This is a genomic window from Streptomyces sp. NPDC007896 (assembly GCF_042959425.1).
In the GTDB taxonomy this organism is placed as follows: domain Bacteria; phylum Actinomycetota; class Actinomycetes; order Streptomycetales; family Streptomycetaceae; genus Streptomyces.
In genome coordinates this window covers 237,356-252,428 of record NZ_JBIBKX010000011.1, presented here as the reverse complement: position 1 = coordinate 252,428, position 15,073 = coordinate 237,356, and the positions used below count along the sequence as shown (strand labels likewise).

12 protein-coding genes are annotated in these 15,073 nt (G+C 68.6%); 4 read left to right on the top strand and 8 right to left on the bottom strand.

What is annotated here, in order from left to right; genetic code table 11:
- Positions 1 to 6 precede the first annotated feature (6 nt).
- The 4 genes from ACFZDJ_RS32600 to ACFZDJ_RS32585 all read right to left on the bottom strand — a co-directional run bounded on the left by ACFZDJ_RS32600 (position 7) and on the right by ACFZDJ_RS32585 (position 3,990).
- Entirely contained in the window at positions 7 to 450 is a 444-nt protein-coding gene (locus ACFZDJ_RS32600) for a hypothetical protein (RefSeq protein WP_391064166.1), read from the bottom strand.
- Positions 451 to 597: 147 nt separating this feature from the next.
- Positions 598 to 1,839, bottom strand: a complete 1,242-nt coding sequence (mycP, locus tag ACFZDJ_RS32595) for a type VII secretion-associated serine protease mycosin (RefSeq protein ID WP_391064163.1) — start codon at positions 1,837 to 1,839, stop codon at positions 598 to 600.
- Positions 1,840 to 1,885: 46 nt separating this feature from the next.
- Complete coding sequence (locus ACFZDJ_RS32590; protein WP_391064160.1) at positions 1,886 to 3,514, bottom strand: translation initiation factor IF-2; 1,629 nt, start codon at positions 3,512 to 3,514, stop codon at positions 1,886 to 1,888.
- Positions 3,514 to 3,990: a hypothetical protein gene (locus ACFZDJ_RS32585; RefSeq protein WP_391064157.1), complete on the bottom strand. Its 477-nt coding sequence runs from the start codon at positions 3,988 to 3,990 to the stop codon at positions 3,514 to 3,516. The genes ACFZDJ_RS32590 and ACFZDJ_RS32585 overlap by 1 nt, the downstream gene beginning before the upstream one ends.
- Positions 3,991 to 4,596: 606 nt before the next feature.
- Between ACFZDJ_RS32585 and ACFZDJ_RS32580 the strand changes: the two genes are divergently transcribed.
- From ACFZDJ_RS32580 to ACFZDJ_RS32565, 4 genes are all read left to right on the top strand, one after another.
- Complete coding sequence (locus tag ACFZDJ_RS32580) at positions 4,597 to 5,475, top strand: helix-turn-helix domain-containing protein (RefSeq protein WP_391064154.1); 879 nt, start codon at positions 4,597 to 4,599, stop codon at positions 5,473 to 5,475.
- A 181-nt stretch (positions 5,476 to 5,656) separates the two neighbouring features.
- Positions 5,657 to 6,004, top strand: coding sequence for a hypothetical protein (locus ACFZDJ_RS32575; protein WP_390935008.1), 348 nt, complete (start codon positions 5,657 to 5,659; stop codon positions 6,002 to 6,004).
- Entirely contained in the window at positions 6,001 to 6,258 is a 258-nt protein-coding gene (locus tag ACFZDJ_RS32570) for a hypothetical protein (RefSeq protein WP_391064151.1), read from the top strand. The genes ACFZDJ_RS32575 and ACFZDJ_RS32570 overlap by 4 nt, the downstream gene beginning before the upstream one ends.
- A gap of 180 nt (positions 6,259 to 6,438) precedes the next feature.
- Positions 6,439 to 7,695 carry a cytochrome P450 gene (locus ACFZDJ_RS32565; RefSeq protein WP_391064148.1) on the top strand — a complete coding sequence of 419 codons (1,257 nt, stop codon included), beginning with the start codon at positions 6,439 to 6,441 and terminating at the stop codon, positions 7,693 to 7,695.
- On the opposite strand, the gene ACFZDJ_RS32560 is transcribed toward ACFZDJ_RS32565, so the two are convergent.
- From ACFZDJ_RS32560 to fusA, 4 genes are all read right to left on the bottom strand, one after another.
- The gene (locus ACFZDJ_RS32560; protein ID WP_391064145.1) at positions 7,685 to 10,744 is read right to left on the bottom strand and encodes a glycosyl hydrolase 115 family protein; all 3,060 of its coding nucleotides are present in this window, start codon (positions 10,742 to 10,744) and stop codon (positions 7,685 to 7,687) included. The genes ACFZDJ_RS32565 and ACFZDJ_RS32560 overlap by 11 nt on opposite strands.
- Positions 10,745 to 10,955: 211 nt before the next feature.
- Complete coding sequence (locus tag ACFZDJ_RS32555) at positions 10,956 to 11,438, bottom strand: DUF6193 family natural product biosynthesis protein (RefSeq protein ID WP_391064142.1); 483 nt, start codon at positions 11,436 to 11,438, stop codon at positions 10,956 to 10,958.
- Between the two features lie 109 nt (positions 11,439 to 11,547).
- Positions 11,548 to 12,741, bottom strand: coding sequence for an elongation factor Tu (gene tuf, locus ACFZDJ_RS32550; RefSeq protein WP_101400105.1), 1,194 nt, complete (start codon positions 12,739 to 12,741; stop codon positions 11,548 to 11,550).
- A 168-nt stretch (positions 12,742 to 12,909) separates the two neighbouring features.
- Positions 12,910 to 15,036: an elongation factor G gene (gene fusA / locus ACFZDJ_RS32545; protein ID WP_060900338.1), complete on the bottom strand. Its 2,127-nt coding sequence runs from the start codon at positions 15,034 to 15,036 to the stop codon at positions 12,910 to 12,912.
- Positions 15,037 to 15,073: the final 37 nt, after the last annotated feature.

Below are 15,073 nucleotides of genomic sequence, written 5' to 3'. Positions count from 1 at the left end.
CTGTGCTCACTGCCCCTTGGCCTGGCCGCCGACAGCCGGCGTGTCCGCGTACTCGACCTTCAGATTGCCGATCTCGACCTCAACCGCCTCGTCGGTCGCCAGTTGGGCATTGCCCGTCTTCTCCAGCAAACCCGCCAACTTCCCGCAGCGCCCACTCACGTCCCGGACGTAGCGCTCCCACGAGCCGTAAACGTCCTTCTGGGCCTCTGCGGTCAGGCAACCTGAGTCCTTGCCGAGGCCTTTCTGGCCGTCCGCCAGTTTCCCCAGCACCTTGCCGATGTCCTCACGGAGTGATCCGACGCCTTCCCCGGCCTTAGCCCAGGCCGGCCTGTTCGACACCAGCGTGCCGCCGGCACCCCCAGGATCCATCGGTACGTGGTTCAGCTGCATCCGGGCCGAGTTCCGCTCAGCCGCTGCGGTTTTGAGCTGCTCCCACTCCTCCCACGCCATGCGTGGTCCCTCCCCCGTGTCTCGCCGTACACCGACGAACCCATGTAAACGTGCGGCAGCAATGCTGCGGTGATCACGCAATACCGTAGCGTCACCTCGTCAGGCGTCTCATCCGTACCGACAACCATCAGGCGTGAGTACGCGTACTCAGGTGCCCCTGGCGTGCCGGCGCCTGCCGACGACCACAGCCGTGACGGCTCCGCCGAGCAGTACGGCAGCACCGACGCCCAACCCGATCCAGAAGGGGCCACTGCCTCCGTCTTCGGCGGAAGCCGCGGCCGCGGTGCTGTTCTCCTTCGACTTGGCACTTGTGCCGTTGGGGCCCGTGGCCTCTGCCGACGGAGATGCTGAGTCCGCGGCCGCGAGGTCAGGGAGGGGATACTCGGCGGCGGGGCCCGGGTCACCGGGGTTCTGCAGGGCGACGCGGGGGCGCACGATGCCGTAGCCGATGGAGTCATTGCGCCTGGCGCCGTCCGTAGGGCCGCCGATGGTGTTGAGCATGACGCGCAGGACCTGGTTGTTGGTCCAGGTCGGGTGCTTGGACCAGATGAGGGCGGCGCTGGCGGAGGCCAGGGCGGTGGCGTCGCTGGTGCCGTGGGAGCGGCACAAGCCCGCGCCGTTCGGGCATACGGAGTACATCTCTTCACCAGGCGCGGCAATGTCGACCTGCGGGCCGTACTCGGACTCGGTGGTCTTGCGGAGGTCTTTGCCCACCGCGCCCACGCCGACCACGCCCGGAGTCGCGGCGGGGTACTCCACTGGGTTTCCCTTGTCTTCGCTGCCGCTGTTTCCGACGCCGGCAAAGATCAGCGAGCCCTTTTCCAGCGCGTACTTCACAGCGGCGGTGAGTTGCTCCGATCCTTCGGGCACTGCCATCGAGATGTTGATCACCTGTGCACCAGAATCGGCGGCGTAGCGAATCCCGCGGCTCACGGTCTCGCTGAACTCCTTGGTGTATCGGACGCCGTCCAATCCCCTATCAGGTGTCCGTACCGGGAGGATCTTGGCTCCCGGTGCGAGGCCGAAAGTGCCAGCGCCTCCGTCGGCCTTGCCTGTGCCGGCAATCAGAAGGGCCATCCCGGTTCCATGCCCCTCGTAATCCGTGTGCTCGTCGCCGGGTGAGTCCGGTGCCTCGTCCATGCCGGGGAGTATCTGCCCCTTCAGGTCGGGCAGGTCGGCGTTCACGCCCGAGTCGATGACGGCCACGGTGATGCCCTTGCCCGTGCTGGTCTGCCACATCTGCTCGGCCTTCATGGCCGTAAGGTGCCACTCTCGCTCCCGGATGGACTCCGCGTAGGCGGGCGTGGCCGCAATGCCCACCAACAGCAGGCCCACGGCTCCGGAGACGGCACTCCCAAGGCGGGCTTTCCTTATCGTGCTGGCAGGCATCTGCTTCCTCTGGGTCTGCTGTGCAGGGTCGGTCGGCTTCTGGTGGCTAGGTCTCCAAGCGGCCATTCTGCTTTCCGGACTCCTGCTCCTCGGTTCGGTTGCCGGCCCTCTTGTCCCGCTCGTTATTCCGTCTCGGCGAGTTCGATGTCCGGGAACCGTTCGGCGGCGCGCCCGTACGCCCGACGGCGCTCGACGTAGGCGTAGCGCAATCGGAGTCCTGGTTCCGCACCAATCCCGACCCACCGCGGGTGAACGGCCCGGTTCCCGAGCGTTTCTGCGGCTGTGGGCGGCCACCCACTACGCCGCTCTCTGGACCGGTTCCCGTGCCCCGCAGCTCAGGTGTCACGCGCTGTCCGTTACGCGCTGCACCGGCACCGGCAGGGGGCTTTGGGCCGCTAGCACCGCGACCAGGCGTGTTGGGTGTTTCACCCCCCACGACGGTGCCGCGCGGCAGCCCACGGGCGGGCCGAGCAGCAGCCGGTGACATGGGACGGCCACCGACAATGTCGCTACTGCCCGGCGCCCGCCCGGGAGTTGCGACTGCCTTCCCGCGCCCCAGAGGGACCGCAGGACGACCTCCGACTATCGGACGTGCCGTGCCTGTCGAGCTCCCTGGCTCGGCCACACCTCCGATACCCCGTACGCCTCGGGAGAGCGGTCCCTCCGGCCCACGCCTGGGCTGAACCAAAGGACGGCCACCGGCCGTCGCGCGCTCCGGCCCCGTCAGGCGTGCGGGCGAACCCGGCACGCCACTCGGCATCGGCGGAATCGTCCCCGTGGGTGGCGAGCCACCGACGTCAGCCCTGCCACCGCTCGGCAGGCCGGCCGGACTCACGGAAGGTGCTGAGGGCGCTTGCGGCAGTGCCTGCGTCCCGTCGATCTTCACGCCCACATGGTCCGAGGCTTCGGGGCGCGATCGTTCAACTGTCCCGAGCGAGCCGGATTCATGGCTTATCCCTCCTCCGCGCCCAGTGGCTTCGGCCGCAGTTCTCGGCGCCCCGGAGGAGAACGAAGCGGGAACCGTGTGTCTGCTGGATGGCGTGTCGGTGGCACCGCCTCCGGTCGACACGACTTCGTTTGACCAGACACTGTCCGGATCAGGCTGAATCGCCTTCGGCGGCGGCGGAAACTTGGGTCTCTCCAGCCCGTCCAGCTGCGTGGCCGACAGCGAGTACGTCTGGCCCAGCTTCCGCATCTGCGCGGCCGCCTCCTGCCGCACCTTCTCCTTGTCCGCTGCCAGCGCCGCGAGTTCACTTGCGGACTTGCTGCTCACCGTCGCCGCGTCCGGGTCGTTGTGCGCCGCTTGGGCCGCGTCCAGGTTCGCCTGTGCGCCGGCCTTGTCGCGCGGAATGGACGCCTGGGCCGTGGCGATCGCCCCCGAGGCCTCGCCCAGCCACTTCGCGGCGCCCTCGCTGAAATCACCCAAGCGCAAAGTCGAGTTGGCCAGGTCGCCGCTCCACGTGCGGAACGCGTCCGCGCCCTCGCCCTTCCACTCCACGTACTGCGGACGGACCTTGAGCTCCTCCGCGATCTTGCGGATCTCCTTGGCTGCGGCGATCAGCCGGTCGGCGGCCCCCTGCACCGTGCCGGCGTTCGCCTGGTCCAGCCACGCGAGCATCTGCTCGTGGCTCATGCCCTCGAAAGACGTACCGTCGCCGGTCCCCTTGCCGGACATCAGATCGTGCCTCCCGAGTCGCCGCCTGAAGGTGTCTGGTCCGGCTTCGACCCGGTGCCGCCTTCGTGGGTCTTCTTCGGCAGCGCGGGGTCGTAGCTCCCCCCGTAGTGCTTCGTCGTCTCCGCGCTGATCGCCGTCATACGGTCGCGCACGTCCAGATCGATGTTCTGGTAACCCTTGTGCGAGGCCAGCACCGCGATGTTCATGCCCTCCATGGAGTCGGACAGCAGCTTCGACAGGCTCTCCAGCTCCGTGATCACCGTCTCGTACGAGGTGAACAGTCCGGATGCCTCCGCCCACTCGCCCGCTCCGCCGCCGAACTGGTGGCGCGCCAGCTGCTCCTGCCCCACCTCGCCCGGTCCCGCCGCCGAACCCTTGAGGTCGCGAATCAGGTCGTCGACGCGCTTCTGGAACTTCGTGAACGACGACAGCTCGGTGACCACATCACCGATCGCGTTCTGCGCCGCGTCGAACACACCCGACGCCCACGACGACGGTCCAGGCGCCGCCCCACTATCGCTCGGCAACACAATCTCTCCCCCGTACAGCCAAAACAGCCGAAGCTTCACCAGCAACTCTAGCTATCGGCTGTGACAGTCCACAGGCAGCCTCTGGCAGGGAGTGACCGGAATCGGGCCATTCCGAGTAGCGGCTCGGCCAGTCGCCGAGGCCGGTGAGGAAGAGCATGGCTCCACTCAACCCCAGGGCAGGAGATGGCACATGAGTGCCCGTACTCATATGAGGGAGCATGCCCGTCCGAGCCGAACTCCATCTCGCGTCACCGGAGCACGGCGGAGCGTGTTCCGGTGCGGCCGGCGATCTTCCCCAAGAAACACGAGAGGGAAAGAACCCCGCCAAGCCCCACCCCTCCCGCCCGCCCGCCCGCCGAAACGGTGACCGCCGCGCAAACTCACTCCCGCGAGTGAATATGCCCAACTCGGGTGGATTCGGGACCGGTTGCCTGCCTTACGCTCAGCGCGACAGAGCACAACCGCAGACATGCGGCAGACATGCGACGGCCCCCGCCGGGACGGCAATCCCAATGCGAGGGCCTGACCACCGAGGAAGAAGAGAGCTTCCCGATGGATACCCAGAACCCTAGCGCGCCCCCGCGCGCCCAGTCCCGTATCGCGGGCAAAAACCACACCCACCAGAACGCTCACGCCCGTCCCAGTGGCGTCATCCACGACAACACCCGCCACACCACCCGCTTCACGGTGATCGGCAACCACCTCGCCCAGCACCCGGAGCTCTCAGGACTCGCGATCGGGCTCGCCGTCTACATCCAGTCGCTCCCCACAGGCGCCCGCGTCGACATCAAGACCCTCGCCGCCCGGTTCCCCGAAGGCCCGACCCGTATCGCCGCCGCCCTGCGCGAGCTCGAAACCCACGGCTACCTCCGCCGCACCCGCGAACGCACTCCCGGCGGCCGCATCGTCACCCGCACCGTCTCCTGCAATCAGCCCGGACATCACGGGACGCCGGCCGACACCCCCAGCAGGCCCATCCGACGCCCGGGCCCAGCCGAACCCCCGCCCCGCAAGCTCCTCCCTACCGTGCCCCGACCCGCGCACGCCTCCCCCGCTCTCCTCCGGACCGCCACCGACCTCCTCGCCGGCCTCCGCCGTCACGACCCCCGCCTCCTCCTCTCCGTCACCGACGCCGAGCACCTCGCCCCCGGCGTCGCCGCCTGGCTGGAACGAGACCTCACCCTCACCGCCGTACAACACGCACTGACCACGGACCTGCCACCCGAAGACCTGCGCCGCCCAGCCGCCCTTCTCGCCCATCGACTCGCCGCGCAGCTGCCGCCTCCGCCGCCGTTCCGCGTGCCCGCGCCGCCCCCGGACGTACGGCATCCGCTCCAGAACTGCGAGGGCTGCGACCGCGCCTTCCGCTCCCCCGGCCCCGGCCGCTGCCGTGAATGTCGATCCTCACGCAATGAAGGTCGCGCAGCTTGAATATGCCGATCCTTGCCGCCCCCGCCCCGTCGACTGCAGTCCGAAGGAGGTCCCGCGGCAGCACGGCCGGCTCCTTGGACGTGAGATTCCTGCACCGGAGTCCGCCACAGTGGCGACGCAGGATTCGCCCTCACCAGTGCCCCAGCCGGATACCCTGGCCAGGGCACTCCTGGAGGACACCATGAGCACACTGGCCGACCACGGACACGAGCTGATCCCCCGCCCCGAGCAGAACCCGGACGCGCTCCGCGCCGCTCTCGCCACCGTTGCCCCGGGCCGCCTGGAGGAGATGCAGGCCACGAAGGACGAAGCCTTCGCCAAGGCGGTCGAGTGGCAGTCCCTGAGCCCCGTACAGAGCTGGGTCCTGATCTGGGCCAGGGACATCGAGATCGCCCGCCGCCCAGACCTGTCCGCCCGCTTCGCCCATGCGCAGAGCAAGCTGGAGCATGAGGACCCCGTCACCGCCCAGGAAGCCCTGCGGGAGCTGGGCACCGTCCTGGACGACGCCATGAAGGCAGTGCGCGGTTGAGCTGGAAGTGGGAGTACGCCTTCGGTGCGGAAGAAGCCGCCCGCACCGCTCCCGCCAACTTCCTCACCAGGGTGGAAGAGAAGGCGGACGAGCTCGTCAGGGCAGCCGAAGCCGCCCACATCCACGGCCGGACCCATCAGGGCACGGATCCGAAGGGCGGCGACATCATCGTCCCTGGCGGCATGTTCACCTATCAGGTCGTCCTACGCCGCGAACGTGTCTACGTCGTTCAGATCACTTACCTGGGCTTCTGACGTCAGACGAGGAGCGAGCGCCATGACCATCGCCGCGGACGACGCGCAGCAGGGCGGCTCCCGCCGGTACCAGGCCATGCGGGACTTCGTTCAGTCCATGGACTACACCACCACCGCACCATCACTCCGTCTGGAGCACTCCCCCGCGACACCCCACCCCCGCCCGACGACGCTGAACGCATGGCAGAAGAGACCGTCACACTCCCCGAGCGGCCCGAGCAGCCCCTTCCCCCTGTTCGGGACTGGCCCGCCGGTGAGCTGAACGCCATCGAGTTCGAGCCGGTGCTCGCGGAGCTGATGCGGGAGGGGCCGCTGACGCGGATCCGGCTTCCGTACGGGGAGGGCTGGGCGTGGCTGGCGACGCGCTACGACGACGTGAAGATGATCACGAACGACCCCCGGTTCAGCCGGCGGGAGGCCTCCGTCCGGCAGGTCACACGACTGGCGCCGCACTTCGCGCCCCGGCCCGGAGCCCTGGCCTGGGCCGATCAGCCCGACCACAACCGGCTCCGGCACGCCGTCTCGAACGCCTACACCGTGAGCGCCGTGAAGCGCCTGCGCCCCCGTGCCCAGGAGATGCTCGACGTCCTGGTGGACGGGATGGTGGCGGCCGGCCCCCCTGCCGACCTGATCGAGCGGGTCCTCGAACCCTTCCCGATCAACGTCGTCTGCGAGGTCATGGGCGTACCCGTCGACGAGCGGCAGAAGTTGCACGACTGGACGCGGGAGATCATCTCCACGGCGGGCGGCGCCGAGGCCTCCGAGCACGCCAAGAAGGGGCTCTTCGGGTGGATCGGGGAGGCCGTCCGCGAGCGCCGAGACAGCGAAGGCGACGATGCCGGTGCCGGTGCCGGTGAGGACGTGTTGTCCCTGCTCGGTGGTGCCGTGCGGCGGGGCGAGCTCGGCCTGGAGGAGGCGATCAGTGTCGCCGGGCCGCTCCAGATCGGCGGCGAGGCCATCACCAACAACAGCGGCCAGATGTTCTACCTCCTCCTCACCCGGCCCGACCTGCTGGAACGCTTCCACAACGACCCCGCCTCCCGCCCGGCGGCCATCGAGGAACTCCTGCGCTACATCCCGCACCGCGCCGCCGTCGGCCTGCCCCGCATCGCCACGGAGGACGTCGACATCCACGGCACCCTCGTCAGGGCCGGCGACGCCGTCTACGTCTCCTACCTGGCCGCCAACCGCGACCCGGACGTCTTCCCCGACCCCGACCGGATCGACCTCGACCGGGACGCGGGCGCCCATGTGTCGTTCGGCAACGGGCCGCACTTCTGCACGGGTGCCGTCTTCTCCCGTATGCAGATCGAGCTGCTGATCGACACCCTGCTCGAACGCCTGCCCGGGCTGCGTCTCGCCGTACCCGCCGATCAGGTCCCCTTCCGGCAGCGCACGATGATCCGCGGTCCGGTGGCCTTGCCGGTCACCTGGTGACACCCCGGTCCACACGGTGACTCTCCGGCGGGCCCAGGTACGTCGGCCTTAGCCCACCCGTGTCGATCACCAGCCGTTGCAGCACCACCGTCGGGTCGACCATCCAGAACTTCAGGAGGTGCACGCCGGGAGCGGCGATCGCATGCCGCGTCGACGTCACGTTCACGTTGTCCGACGTGTTGCGGGCCCACTGGCTGTTCATCAGGCCGTCGTCGGCTCCCGTGGCCGCGTGGATGTCGCCCGTCCGCGGCGGCGCGTCGTCGAAGGAGAGCGCGTAGCGCAGGCCGCCCGTCGGGAGGGCCGGGTTGCGCGGGGACAGGTACGCCCACACGGTCACCGTGCCGGCGCTCAACAGACTCACCTCGTACTCCAGGCGGGGGGAGGCCGTGCCGCCCGGCGTCCGGCGCGGGGCCGTCACGGGGTACGGCGTCATGCCCGCCCCGGTGCGGCCGATCCGGTCGATCCGCCGCCAGGTGCCCACCGCCCGTACGCAGTGCTCCGCGTCCATCGCCACATACCCGCCCGCCTCGACGAATCCCCGCAGCCCGCGGGCGGACGGGTTATCGGCGATCACCGGCACGACCACCGAGGCTCCCGCGCCGCTCACCGTGATCCGGGCCCCCGTACGACCGTGCGGTGCCCGCGACCAGTCCGCCTTCACCACCGCCCGCGCCTGGTCACGGACTCTCCCGCGCGGACGGTCCACGGTGATCCACGGCTCCGAGGCCTCGATCCGGTAGTCGAAGGCGTCCCGGCCCCGGTTGAACACCTCGATATACGGCGCCGGGCCCGCCCGGTACGGGCTCAGCACCGCCTCCGCTCCCGGGGAGCCGTCGACCGCCACCCCCAGCTCGGCGCCCGGCGGCAGTTCGATGCGGCGCACCGCGGGGAACAGGACGTCCGGCAGTGCCGCGTTGTTCAGCTCCGGCTGCTGCCAGCTCGCGTTCGGGCCGTAGCGCGCCACATCTCCGTAGTCGATGTGCGGCTGCGTCTGGAAGCCCGCCCATTTGCCGCCCGCGACGCCATGGTTGAAGCGTTCGGCGAGGGCGAAGTCCCGTTCCAGGCCCGCCTCCGCCGCCGCGGCCAGGTCGTTCGTCGCCGCCCGGCCCTGGACGGCGTAGAGCAGGTTCGTGAACTCCGCCTCCCGCAGCTCGTACAGGTTGGCCGTCGCCTCGACCTCGTAGCCGATCAGCTCGAACCACGCGTCCCGCGCCGAGTCCGGCAGCCGTCGCGCGATCCGCCCGGTCCGTGCCGCGAGCGTCCGCCACTCCTGCGTGACCTGCTCGAGTTCCCGGCCGTAGAAGGGGGTTGCCTGGTCGTCGTACACCACCGCGCCCGATGCCGGGTCGAGGGTGATCCGGCGGTTGAGGAGTTCCGGCTTGCGGCGCGACTGGAGTTGTCCGTACGTCGCCAGTACGTCCGCGATCGCCGTCGCGTGCCGCGCGCCGAAGTTCTGCCGCGCGTACCGCCTCTCCCACTCGCCGAGCGCGCCAGGGTCGTCCCAACGGCCGGAATTCCAGGCGTAGTCGAGGAAGAACTCGGTCGGTAGCTCGTTGCCCTTGAGGTCGCCGACGTTCGTCACCCACAGCCCGTGGTTGCCGTACGCGTGCGCCTGGTGGAGCTGGTCCCAGAGGTTGGGCAGGTTGGCCGTGTCGACCCACTTGTAGTTGCGGCCCGCGCCCACGTAGTCGAAGTGGTAGTAGAGGCCGTAGCCACCGGGCCGCGCGGGCTCGGCCGGGTCGGGGTGCTTGCGGATGTTGCCCCAGTTGTCGTCCGTCAGTACGACGGTGACGTCGTCCGGGGCCCGCAGCCCGCGGTCCCAGTACCGCTGGACCTCCTTGTAGAGCGTCCACACCTGGGGGACCGAGGCCGGGTCGCGGCCCGTCACCTCGGCGATGATCGTCCGCTGTGCGTCGATGATCTCCCGCATCAGCTCGACGCCGTCGCCGTCCGGCAGGCTGGTGTCGCCGTTTCCGCGCATCCCGAGGGTGACGACGCCCTCGAAGTCCTGGTCGGCCATCCGGCGGATGCCGTCGCGCCAGTACGCCTTGAGCGCGTCGGCGTTGCGGCGGAACGACCACTCCCCCGTACCGCCGTACGGGTCATGGCCGGGCGTGACGACGGCTGCGGCGCTGTCGCGCACGGCGGGTACCGCGTGCCGGTTCCACTCCTCGATGCCCCGCATCATGGGCGCCTCGTGGGACGTGCCCATGACAATCCCGTACTCCTTGGCGCGGGCGTGGTTGCGCGGATCGTCCTCGGCGAAGGCGCGGCCCCACACCGCCGGCCACAGATAGTTCGCCTTCAGACGGAGCAGTACCTCGAAGACCTTCGCGTAGAAGTCGGCGTTGAAGCCGCCGTCGTGGCCGGGCGCCCTGCCGGGGCCGAAGAAGGCGGGGGCCCAGGTCCCGAGGGCCGGGTTCTCGTCGTTGATGAAGATCCCCCGGTACTTCACCGCGGGGGTGCCCTGCGTGTGCCGTCCCGGCAGCACGTGGAGCGCGTCGCGGTGGACCGGGCGTACGTCGTCCCACCAGTACCAGGGCGAGACGCCGATGCCGTACGAGACGTCGTACGCGCCGAAGATCGTGCCGCGGGGGTCGCTGCCCGCGATGACGAAGGCCCGGTCGACGCCAGGCATCGGCCGCTCCACGACGGTCTGCAGGGAGGTCTCCCACCGTCCCCGCACCCCCGTGACATCCAGCTTCCCGGAGGCGATCAGGCCGTCGATCAGCGGGCTGCGCCCGATCGTCCCGACGAGCACGACCTCCCGGGCCATCCCGTCACCGGGCCGTACGTCCGTCACCCGTTCGAGGTCGTCACGGAGGTCGCCCGCCACCCGTACGACTCCGAGGTGGTCCTCCGGGGACACCACGACCGGCGCGCCCACCAGCGAGAACGCTCCGCCCGTGAAGGAGATGTACGCGCCGGGGTCGGTGGGCCCCGGCTGCCCACCGTCCACCCACGCCACTCCCGGCAGCCCCGGTAACGCCGCGAGCCCGGCACCGAGCCCGGCACCGAGAACGGTTCTGCGACTGACGTCTCCAGACATGCCTCACCCCTCGCCCCGACGGCGTACTAATTTGCTCAGCGGCATGACAAATAGGGGAGGGAGGGTCACGCGGGGGAATGGGCCGTCGGCGTCGAACACTTTCGGAGGCCGTCATCACGCTTACGAAGGCCGCCATCGGCATACGGAGACCGACATCGGCATACGTAGACCGACATCGCTGACAGAGACCGTCATCGGCACGCGAAGGCCGTCATCGGCAAAGATCGTCGGCGGTGCCGGCCACGGCCGGGCCGAGTCCCGCCGGAAGGTGGGCCACGACCAGGGCGACGGCCGCTTCCGCCGTGTCGGTCTCGCCGAGGAGGGTCCCGACGCGGGGCACGAAGACCTGGAAGCGCCCGTCGTGCCGAGACAGGACGCTCGGCACCCGCAGCGCGTACGGGTACCGGGTGCAGCTGCTCAGGTGCAGGGCGAAGTGGCTGGTGTACGGATACAGCTGCCGCAGCGTCCGTTCCGCGTGGGCCACCTCGATGAGGTGCACGATGCCCGGGTAGCCCACCCCCGGCCGGAGGACCTCCTGCCGCTCGCGACGCCACTGCCACGCCAGCGCCAGCTGCCGCCACCGCGCCTCGACGGCATCGGCCGGGCCACGCCGATGCGCAGCCGCCAGGTCCGGAAGATCCGGCTTCGCCGGCAGCGGCCGACGTCCCACCGCGCCCAGGTCATGGGAATCCACGCACGCAGTGTGCGCGATGGGCACGGCAAAGGGGCCCGTACGACCGAAGTCGTACGGGCCCCTTCAAGGAGCTCGCGAGGAGCTACCAGGCTGTCAAGCCAACAAGGACTTACTTGTTGATCTTGATGACCTGGCCGGCGCCCACGGTCCGGCCACCCTCACGGATGGCGAACTTCAGGCCCTCCTCCATGGCGACGGGCTGGATGAGCGAAACGGTCATCTCAGTGTTGTCGCCCGGCATGACCATCTCGGTGCCCTCGGGGAGGGTCACAACGCCGGTCACGTCCGTCGTGCGGAAGTAGAACTGCGGACGGTAGTTGTTGAAGAACGGCGTGTGGCGGCCACCCTCGTCCTTGGACAGGATGTAGGCCTGGGCCTCGAACTCGGTGTGCGGCGTAACCGAACCGGGCTTGATGATGACCTGGCCGCGCTCGACGTCCTCGCGCTTGATGCCACGGAGGAGCAGACCGACGTTCTCACCGGCCTGGCCCTCGTCGAGCAGCTTGCGGAACATCTCGATGCCGGTGACCGTGGTGGTGGTCTTGTCCTGCTTGATGCCCACGATGTCGACGGTCTCGTTGACCTTGAGGACACCACGCTCGATACGACCGGTGACGACGGTGCCACGACCGGTGATCGTGAAGACGTCCTCGATCGGCATCAGGAACGGCTTGTCGACGTCACGCTCGGGCTGCGGGATGTTCTCGTCGACGGCCTGCATCAGGTCGAGGACGGTCTGGCCCCACTCCTTGTCGCCCTCAAGGGCCTTGAGCGCCGAGACCTTGACGACCGGCAGGTCGTCGCCCGGGAACTCGTACTCGGAGAGCAGCTCGCGAACCTCGAGCTCGACGAGCTCCAGGATCTCCTCGTCGTCCACCATGTCGGCCTTGTTCAGGGCGACGACGATGTAGGGAACGCCGACCTGGCGGGCCAGGAGCACGTGCTCCTTGGTCTGCGGCATCGGGCCGTCGGTGGCGGCAACCACGAGGATGGCGCCGTCCATCTGCGCCGCACCCGTGATCATGTTCTTGATGTAGTCCGCGTGACCGGGGCAGTCGACGTGGGCGTAGTGACGCGTCTCGGTCTGGTACTCGACGTGCGCGATGGAGATGGTGATACCGCGCTGGCGCTCCTCAGGAGCCTTGTCGATCTGGTCGAAGGCCGAGGCCTCGTTCAGGTCCGGGTACGCGTCGTGCAGCACCTTGGTAATGGCGGCCGTGAGGGTCGTCTTACCGTGGTCGATGTGACCGATGGTGCCGATGTTGACGTGCGGCTTAGTCCGCTCGAACTTCGCCTTCGCCACTGGGTCCTCCTGTGGAGTGGTTCTGGTACGCCTTACTCATCGGCGCCAGGTGATCTTTGCTGGGATGCCGCCCGCCGGGGTTCTCCCCCGGGGGACGATCCCTCGTCCCCTTGCCGGTTCGAAGCCCCGGCGGTCGGTGTCAAGCCTAAAGCGTGTAAACGGGGTGCGTTACTCGCCCTTGGCCTTCGCGATGATCTCCTCGGCGACGTTCCGGGGAACCTCGGCGTAGGAGTCGAACTGCATCGAGTAGCTTGCGCGACCCGAGGTCTTGCTGCGGAGGTCGCCGACGTAGCCGAACATCTCCGAGAGGGGCACGAGGCCCTTCACGACGCGCGCACCGGCACGCTCCTCCATGGCCTGGATCTGACCACGGCGGGAGTTGATGTCGCCGATGACCTCACCCATGTAGTCCTCGGGCGTGGTGACCTCGACGGCCATCATCGGCTCAAGGAGCACGGGGGAAGCCTTGCGCGCGGCCTCCTTGAAGGCCTGCGAACCGGCGATCTTGAACGCGAGCTCGGAGGAGTCGACCTCGTGGTAGCCACCGTCGAGAAGAATGACGCGGACGCCCGTCATCTCGTAGCCGGCCAGGATGCCGAACTGCATGGCCTCCTGCGCACCCGCGTCGACCGAAGGGATGTACTCCTTCGGGATGCGGCCACCGGTGACCTTGTTCACGAACTCGTACGAGGCGTCGCCGCCCTCGATCGGCTCGATCGCGATCTGCACCTTGGCGAACTGACCGGTACCACCGGTCTGCTTCTTGTGCGTGTAGTCGTGACGCTCGACGGCCTTGCGGATCGTCTCGCGGTACGCGACCTGCGGCTTGCCGACGTTGGCCTCGACCTTGAACTCACGACGCATACGGTCGACCAGCACCTCGAGGTGCAGCTCGCCCATACCACCGATGATGGTCTGGCCGGTCTCCTCGTCCGAGTGAACCTGGAAGGAGGGGTCCTCCTCCGCGAGACGCTGGATGGCGACACCCAGCTTCTCCTGGTCGCCCTTGGACTTGGGCTCGATGGCGACCTGAATGACCGGCGCCGGGAAGTCCATGGACTCCAGGATGACCGGGTTCTTGTCGTCGGCCAGCGTCTCACCGGTGGTGGTCTGCTTCAGGCCCATGACGGCGACGATGTCACCGGCGCCCACCGACTCGATCTCCTCACGCTTGTTCGCGTGCATGCGGTAGATCTTGCCGATGCGCTCCTTCTTGCCCTTGACGGAGTTCAGCACGGCGCTGCCGGACTCCAGGCGGCCCGAGTACACCCGGACGAAGGTGAGCTTGCCCAGGTGCGGGTCGCTCATGATCTTGAACGCGAGGGCGGAGAGCGGCTCGTCGTCGGACGGCTTGCGCTTGACGACCAGCTCCGGGTCCTTCACGTCGTGGCCCTCGATGGCCTCGACGTCAAGCGGAGTCGGCAGGTAGCGCACGACCGCGTCGAGCAGGGGCTGAACGCCCTTGTTCTTGAACGCGGTGCCACAGAACACCGGGGTGACCGTGACGCCCTTGGACTTGCCGGACGCGATGGTGACACGACGGATCGCGGCGTACAGCTGCTCCTCGGTGGGCTCCTGGCCCTCCAGGAACAGCTCCATGATCTCGTCGTCGTTCTCCGCGACGGCCTCGACGAGCTTGCCGCGGTACTCCTCGGCAGCCTCGGTGTGCGTGGCCGGGATGTCGACGACGTCGTACATCTCACCCTTGGCGGCCTCGGCGGACCACACGAGCGCCTTCATGCGGACCAGGTCCACAACGCCCTTGAAGTCCATTTCGGCGCCGATCGGAAGCTGCATGATCAGCGGCACCGCACCGAGGCGGTCCTTGATCATGTCGACGCAGCGGTGGAACTCCGCGCCGGTCCGGTCGAGCTTGTTGACGAAGCAGATGCGCGGCACGCCGTAACGGTCGGCCTGACGCCACACCGTCTCGGACTGCGGCTCGACACCGGCGACACCGTCGAACACCGTGACGGCACCGTCGAGGACGCGGAGCGAACGCTCCACCTCGACCGTGAAGTCGACGTGCCCCGGGGTGTCGATGATGTTGATCGTGTAGTCGTTGTCCTCGAGCGGCCAGTGACAGGTGGTGGCAGCAGAGGTGATCGTGATGCCACGCTCCTGCTCCTGCTCCATCCAGTCCATGGTGGCAGCGCCGTCGTGGACCTCACCGATCTTGTAGCTGACGCCGGTGTAGAAGAGGATCCGCTCGGTGGTGGTCGTCTTGCCCGCGTCGATGTGGGCCATGATCCCGATGTTGCGGACCCTGGCCAGGTCAAGTGAAGTGGTAGCCATAAGGCTTCGGTCTTCTCTCGGTCTCGATGGGGGTAGC

Coding starts and splice junctions, on each gene's coding strand:
- ACFZDJ_RS32575 (WP_390935008.1), top strand. CDS start 5,657: ATGAGCACACTGGCCGACCACGGACACGAGCTGATCCCCCGCCCCGAG.
- ACFZDJ_RS32565 (WP_391064148.1), top strand. CDS start 6,439: ATGGCAGAAGAGACCGTCACACTCCCCGAGCGGCCCGAGCAGCCCCTT.
- ACFZDJ_RS32590 (WP_391064160.1), bottom strand. CDS start 3,514: ATGTCCGGCAAGGGGACCGGCGACGGTACGTCTTTCGAGGGCATGAGC.
- ACFZDJ_RS32580 (WP_391064154.1), top strand. CDS start 4,597: ATGGATACCCAGAACCCTAGCGCGCCCCCGCGCGCCCAGTCCCGTATC.
- ACFZDJ_RS32560 (WP_391064145.1), bottom strand. CDS start 10,744: ATGTCTGGAGACGTCAGTCGCAGAACCGTTCTCGGTGCCGGGCTCGGT.
- mycP (WP_391064163.1), bottom strand. CDS start 1,839: ATGCCTGCCAGCACGATAAGGAAAGCCCGCCTTGGGAGTGCCGTCTCC.
- ACFZDJ_RS32600 (WP_391064166.1), bottom strand. CDS start 450: ATGGCGTGGGAGGAGTGGGAGCAGCTCAAAACCGCAGCGGCTGAGCGG.
- fusA (WP_060900338.1), bottom strand. CDS start 15,036: ATGGCTACCACTTCACTTGACCTGGCCAGGGTCCGCAACATCGGGATC.